Source organism: Nonomuraea composti, from assembly GCF_012034275.1.
In the GTDB taxonomy this organism is placed as follows: Bacteria; Actinomycetota; Actinomycetes; order Streptosporangiales; family Streptosporangiaceae; genus Nonomuraea; species Nonomuraea composti.
The window spans coordinates 1-6,004 of the sequence record NZ_JAATEP010000123.1 but is presented as its reverse complement, the minus strand read 5'-3'; the positions used below and the strand labels follow the sequence as shown (position 1 = coordinate 6,004).

Below are 6,004 nucleotides of genomic sequence, written 5' to 3'. Positions count from 1 at the left end.
TCACCGCGGCCCGTGACCACATCACCGGGCATCTCCTGCGCCTGCGTACCGCCCGCTGACGAAACCGGCGACGACTCACCAGGCCAGCGGGTGTGCAATCTGGCGATCGGCGCAATAGGTACACCCTGGAGCCACCTATCCCAAGATCCCCAATTAGCCTAGACGAGTAAGTCCTAAGTCGCCGCAGCACCAAGTGCGTTCATGACGAAGGGTGTTGACGATCGGTTTGTGAAGACAGACCTCAACACCCTTCTCACCGCCTTGTACGTCAGAATCGACGACTGGCTCGGGCGCCGGCCGAGGCCGGGACGCAAACCGCGACTGACCGACGCCGAGCTACTCACCCTGGCCGTCGCCCAGGCGCTGCTCGACATCCGCTCCGAGGCCCGCTCGCTGCGCTACGTCCCCGAGCATCAGCCCGTCGCCTTCCCCTGCCTGCCCGGCCAGTCCGGCTACAACAAGCGCCTGCGCAAGGCCCTGCCGCTGTTCAAACGCGCGATCCGGATGCTGGCACAAGACACCGACCTGTGACTGGACCCGCTGTGGGTGGTGGACTCCACCCCGACCGAGTGCGGCCGTTCCCGCCCCACCACCCAGCGCTCCGACCTGGCCGGCTGGGCCGGCTACGGCTACTGCCGCTCCCACTCGCGCTGGTTCTGGGGACTGCGCCTGCAGCTGGTCTGCACCCCCGCCGGCCTGCCGATCACCTGGGCCCTGGCCACCCCCAAGCTCGACGAACGGCAGGTACTGATGGCCATCTGCGAACACGACCCCGACCTGCTCGCCGACCGGCCCGGCCTGCTGCTCATCACCGACAAAGGCTACGTCTCCGCCGAGCTGGACGCCTTCCTGACCGAGCGCGGAGTGCGACTGCTGCGACCGTTCTACCGCAACCGCACACCCCACCCCGGCGAGCACTTGCTCAAGCCGACCCGCCAGCTCATCGAGTCCGTCAACGACACCCTCAAGGGCCAGCTCGCCCTGGAACTGCACGGCGGCCGTACAGTAGCCGGCGTCGGCGCCCGGATCGCCCAGCGCATCCTGGCTCTGACCGCCACCATCTGGCACAACCGCGACACCGGCCAGCCCGTCACCCGATCACTGATCGCCTACGACCGCTGACCCGACTTAGGAATCACTCGTCTAGCGGGCGAGTTGCCCAGACGACAGATTCGCCGTGTCACCTGCCATGCCACGTCTCGACGGGAGAGATGCCTGCCGCAACCGGGCCCGTCGGTCAGCTCGCGGGCGGCTGCGGCAGAGCCGCCAGGAGGCGGTCAAGCTTGGCGTCGACTTGGCTGAAGCGGATCTCGATCAAATCGTTCAGACGTTGCTCAAGCTGATCGAGGTGTTCCTTGGTGGCCAGCGACGCGTTGCCGGCCATGATCTCCCCGAAAACGGGCTCGGTGTAGTCGAGGATCTCCTGCCGGATGGTGGTGGGCAACTGCTCCACCGCGGACTTGATGTCTCCCAGGTCGGCACCGAGCCTGAAGGCAGCCGCTTCGAGGCGTTGAACGCGATCGGCAAGTTGCGCGCGGTGCTGGGGAGCGGTCATGGTGTCATCGTAGCTTTAGGATGCCGGTCTCGCCCTCCTCGGCCACCAGAGCCTCCGGCAAGAGCCGCACCGTCAGCTTCCGCGTCGCGGTCAACCGCAACGCCCGCCAAGCACTGACCACCTTCGCCGACAACAGCCGCCACAGCAGCACATGAGCAGCCGAGATCTATGCCGCCGCCCGCGGCCGTGGCAAGCGCCACCCGCACACCGTCCGCGTCCTTGCCCGGGCCTGGCTCCGCGTCATGTGGGCCTGCTGGCGCGACGGCACACCCCACAACCCGGAACCCACCAAAAGACCACAAAACGCCACCCTTAGCAGGGAGGGGTTGACTCAGGAATCTCGTTGGTCGGCCCTCACTGGGGCATGTCCCTGACGCCGGTCTGCCGCCCCGGGCCCGGACAGGCCGGCGTGATCTCACGTTGGTCGTCCAGCGGCCCGGTCGTATGGCCGTACCTCACCGGAACCGAGAGGGTCACAACCCCAACCGATCGGGGCTGCGAGATCAAGGGTGCCGCAACGAGGTCGTACCTCGTTCAGGAGATGAGGTCGTACGCGGACACCGGGTCGTGTGGTCGGCGCTGTGCGCTTGCGGGTCTCTGCCTCCACGGGGGCGTGGCCCCCCTTGAGCGGCTTGGCTCATCGGACATCTCTTGCGACGGCTCTCTGCGTAACGCGCCTCGTGGTGATCGCCATGGCTGTCGCGGTGAGCGCCAGGACTGAGTGCACGGGGTTTCCGGGGAGTAACACGATCAAGATGAATGCCACCCTGCGCCCGCTCGCAGAGCCGATGGCCACTGCAGCTGCCGGTAGCAGAACGGCAAGGAGGAGAATGCAGGCCATCGGTGCACCGTCATCGCGCATGACGAACACCAGGAGCTCGCCTGCCAGCAGTGCGGCGAATCCGGCGGTCATCCAGGTCAGCGTCTTGCCGAACGACAGAGAAGCGGCCTTGGGGTCAGTGGCAAGGCTCGCCAGAATGGCGAGGAGGATGTTGGCCGACTCGACGAGGGCGATGCCGCCGATGTAGGCCATTCCGGTATCCAGAGTGACATGATAGGGGGCCAGGTCCAGGCCAGATGTGACAGCCGGATCGTGGGGCGGTGTCGTGACCAGGTAGGCGTGCGCGAACACCCAGGTCCAGGCGCAAGCCGCGGCGAGCCGTTGCTGCCGATGCCAGGCGAGAGCCGCGATCAGCAGGTACGGGAGCGCGAACGCAAGTAGTTGCACGACGACATGGCCGGGGGAGTTCACGATCCGTATGCCGGAGTGGGCGTCGAGCAACCATAGGGCGGCGAAGCTCGCGGTGCCGGCTAGGTCTCGGGTGAACAGGGCAAGTGGCCCGAGCAGGGCAGCGAGGTTGACGGCTCGCCGCCAGTGGGGTGCCGAAGGGGCCCCGATGACGTGATGGATCCGTACGCGCAGGCCGCCGCGGATGAGATCCAGGGCATCAGATAGCGCAGGACGCTGCTGGGCGGGCGCCGCGCTTTGGAGAAGAACCGCGAGCATCTCCTGTTCATGGAGCCGGCGGTGCCACTGGGGATACCACCTCAATAGGTCGCGGTAGCGCCGCTCCAGGGAGGTCACCGGGCCTCCTGGGACGATAGCGGGAGGGGGAACGGACTGAAGGCGGTACTTGGGGGGATGCCCAGCCGGGCGAAGGCGGTTTTGGCGTGGCGGTGCAGTCGCTGTGCTTCGGCGGACAGCCGGGAGGTGCCCTCAGCGGTCAGGCGGTAGTAGCGTCGCGCGCGGCCGTCGACGATTTCCTCCCGGTCGGTCTGGATGAGCCCTTCGCTTTCAAGGCGGTCGAGCGCGGCGTACAAGGTGCCGGTGCGCAGCCGTACCTTCCCATCGGATATCCGCGCGACATCGGTCATGATGCCGTAGCCGTGCTGGGGTTGCGCAGCCAGGGCGGTCAAGATCAGGAACGTTGGCTCCTGCATTGATCGCATAGTCATGTCATCTACATATACTGCATGGCAGTCTATGGCAATGGGAATGCTGAGCCCTCAGGGCCAATCGGTTCACCGGCTGTGAGGCACTGGCCTACTGTGAGCGACAGCCTTGCCATTCTGTGCCCCGCTTCTGGGCAGCACGGCGGTCTAGCGTGTCGTTCGGGCGCGGAAGTCATAGAGGACGGCAACAGCCGTTTTCATGTGCCGGGCGGCGCCCCCTTGCCTCTCGGCCCGTAGCCGGTCTGCTGGGGAGAGGAGGACTGCTGCTGGCATCGAGACGAAGTAGTCCGGTCAGCAATTTGACGCCGAGGGCCTCGACGACGACAGACAGGGTATTGACGGGGCCGTCAGGCACTTCGTCAACGCCCCGGAGCACCTGCCCGGCGCCGACCAGTTGACGAACGTCATCCAAGCGCGGCTGCTGTGCGTCGACAGGGGCGATGAGGTGAGCGACTGGAGCGCAGCGCCCATGAGGGCGAGGTTCGACATGGGAACGAGGTCCGACCCCGGCAACTGAGCCGACAGATCGCTACTTCAGGGGCACATCAGCGCAGTCGAAGCAAGATCGACTCGGCTGCGCCGGGGTCTTCACAGACCGAACTTGTTCGTCATCGCCCGGACTGTTGCCGTGTTGTGAGGGCGTGGCGGCGTTTGACGGTCTTGCCGACGTCGTAGCGGGGTGCAAGCCGGCGGTCCTTGGTGCCCTGCCACCAGCTCACTCGGCGCAGGCTGCGCCGTCCGGCGGCCAGGGCCCGCTCGCGCAGGCTGGACGAGGTGCTGCGGTACTTGGCCATCACGCGGTGGCCGTTGCCGGACCAGGGCACCGTCTTCGGGACGGCATCGGCGGCATACGGCTGGCGCCGATTCCGGATAGGCATCCGGAGGACCGGACCGAATTTGGTGCTACGAGGCGTCAGGCAACAACTCGGATCCGCCCGGATCAGTTTCGGCGCTGGGGTGGAGCACGGTGCTCGGCGACAGCAGCGATGGCCTCAGTTCCGGGTGACATGGCACAGATCGGTGCGGGGGTTCTGCTGCCTGGTCTTGCCCATGACGAACTGCAGCGGATCTTCGGCTTCGCCGAGGTGGGTGGCGACGCTGTGGCACGGCCGGGTTCAGGTCGAGCACGACGCGAGCGCGGTCCTGACCGAGGTCGGCGCGAATGAAGTCCCAGAGATGTACGACACAAAGTACGACACACAAGAGTCAGATCTGTGGTACACCGGCTAGCATGAAAACCATGCCGAGAAATCCGTCATACAGCCTCAGCGACACCGCCCAAGATCTCATCGGAACGTGCGCCGACGCGGCCGGTCTCAGTCGTAGCGCCTGGGTCGAGAAGGCGGTCATCTACTACGCGCTCGTCACCGGCGCTCCCGCCGACCAGTCCGCCGACGAAGCCCTCACCGAAGCCCTAGGCGACGAACAGGAAGCCGCCGCTGACGACGAGTTCCGCGAGCGAGGCGCGGCGTGATCCAGCTCCAGACCGGCGGGGTCTACCTGTACGCCCCCAAGGGCCTCAACCGGGAACGCCTGATGCTCGTCATCTCCGCGCCCGGCGTGGTGGACTCCCGCCGGCGGTTCGTCACCGGCCTCACCGTCATGTCCTCCCACGACCAGGACACCCTCACGGTCCCCATCACTGTCGAGGGCGTCCGCCGCTACGTCAACACCACCCAGCCGCAGCGCCTGATCCGTGACTGGTTCCTGGAATACCACGGCAGCCTCTCCCCCCAGGAGATGGAAGCCGTGCGAGCTTACCGCCGCCTCGCGGAGGACCTGTGATCGTCCGGGCAGCGCTCCGAACCCTTCGCCACGTTCGCCGCGGCGAAGTTCTCGTGCAGATCTGCTCAGGTCTGCTCCGGCCACATGCCCGCCGCAATTCCGGCGCATTCTCGGCAAGCGGGCCGCCGAGAAGCTCAATGATCCAGCCCCTGAACAGCCGGAACCTGTGAGAGCGTCCAGGAGCCCCTCGCATTGCTTCTGGATTTCCCGGCACCAAGAGAGCCGAGTTCGCCCGCCAGCGTGCGCTGCAGAGAGATCATTCAGCGAAGATCGCGAGACGCAAACCGGGCACCAGTCCCCGCCGAGCTGACGATGACGGCGATGAGCGGCGACAACTGCACCATGAACCGCCCCATCTGCAGATGGCGACAGGGCTCAGCTTGGTCGAAATGAGCTCGTAGGTCAGAGCTTGCCCCGCCCTCCTGTCCGGGGAGAACGAGACTTCCGCACGAGTCCCTGTTCAGGGCGGGGACAAGCTGCCTGCGGCGGCGCATGCCTGCATGGCCCTGCTTCCGCCCTGAACCTGGACAGTGCGCGGTCTGCGCATCGGCGACCGGCGGCTGGTAGCCGGCGGTTTACTCGTGATGCCGCGCCGGTGGAGGTTGGGTGTGTGCTGCGCCTGGCGTGATGAAGATCTACGAAGGGGGCCGGGTCCTCGTCACCCACCCTCATGGGGTGATGCCCTCGCGCCTCATGTATCGCACGAGCGCA

7 protein-coding genes and 1 pseudogene are annotated in these 6,004 nt (G+C 66.4%); 4 read left to right on the top strand and 4 right to left on the bottom strand.

Features of this window, described 5'->3' with window-relative positions; all coding sequences use genetic code 11:
* The first annotated feature begins 228 nt into the window (after window positions 1–228).
* Window positions 229–1,122: pseudogene (locus tag HCN51_RS57450) on the top strand (IS982 family transposase).
* Window positions 1,123–1,237: 115 nt separating this feature from the next.
* Here the strand turns inward: HCN51_RS57450 and HCN51_RS57445 are convergent.
* Entirely contained in the window at window positions 1,238–1,555 is a 318-nt protein-coding gene (locus HCN51_RS57445) for a hypothetical protein (protein ID WP_168022190.1), read from the bottom strand.
* A 20-nt stretch (window positions 1,556–1,575) separates the two neighbouring features.
* Between HCN51_RS57445 and HCN51_RS62010 the strand changes: the two genes are divergently transcribed.
* On the top strand, window positions 1,576–1,710 hold the full coding sequence (locus HCN51_RS62010) for a hypothetical protein (protein ID WP_277350332.1): 135 nt from the start codon (window positions 1,576–1,578) through the stop codon (window positions 1,708–1,710).
* 482 nt (window positions 1,711–2,192) lie between these two features.
* On the opposite strand, the gene HCN51_RS57435 is transcribed toward HCN51_RS62010, so the two are convergent.
* The 3 genes from HCN51_RS57435 to HCN51_RS57425 form a co-directional block, all read right to left on the bottom strand.
* Window positions 2,193–3,140 carry a hypothetical protein gene (locus HCN51_RS57435; RefSeq protein ID WP_168022189.1) on the bottom strand — a complete coding sequence of 316 codons (948 nt, stop codon included), beginning with the start codon at window positions 3,138–3,140 and terminating at the stop codon, window positions 2,193–2,195.
* On the bottom strand, window positions 3,137–3,496 hold the full coding sequence (locus tag HCN51_RS57430) for a PadR family transcriptional regulator (RefSeq protein WP_168022188.1): 360 nt from the start codon (window positions 3,494–3,496) through the stop codon (window positions 3,137–3,139). Before HCN51_RS57430 ends, HCN51_RS57435 begins: the two co-directional genes overlap by 4 nt.
* Window positions 3,497–4,116: 620 nt before the next feature.
* Window positions 4,117–4,386, bottom strand: coding sequence for a hypothetical protein (locus tag HCN51_RS57425; protein WP_168022187.1), 270 nt, complete (start codon window positions 4,384–4,386; stop codon window positions 4,117–4,119).
* A gap of 353 nt (window positions 4,387–4,739) precedes the next feature.
* On the opposite strand from HCN51_RS57425, the gene HCN51_RS57420 reads away from it, so the two are divergent.
* Both HCN51_RS57420 and HCN51_RS57415 read left to right on the top strand, forming a co-directional pair.
* Window positions 4,740–4,982, top strand: a complete 243-nt coding sequence (locus HCN51_RS57420; RefSeq protein ID WP_168022186.1) for a hypothetical protein — start codon at window positions 4,740–4,742, stop codon at window positions 4,980–4,982.
* Window positions 4,979–5,293: a hypothetical protein gene (locus HCN51_RS57415; protein WP_168022185.1), complete on the top strand. Its 315-nt coding sequence runs from the start codon at window positions 4,979–4,981 to the stop codon at window positions 5,291–5,293. Before HCN51_RS57420 ends, HCN51_RS57415 begins: the two co-directional genes overlap by 4 nt.
* The last annotated feature ends 711 nt before the right edge of the window (window positions 5,294–6,004 follow it).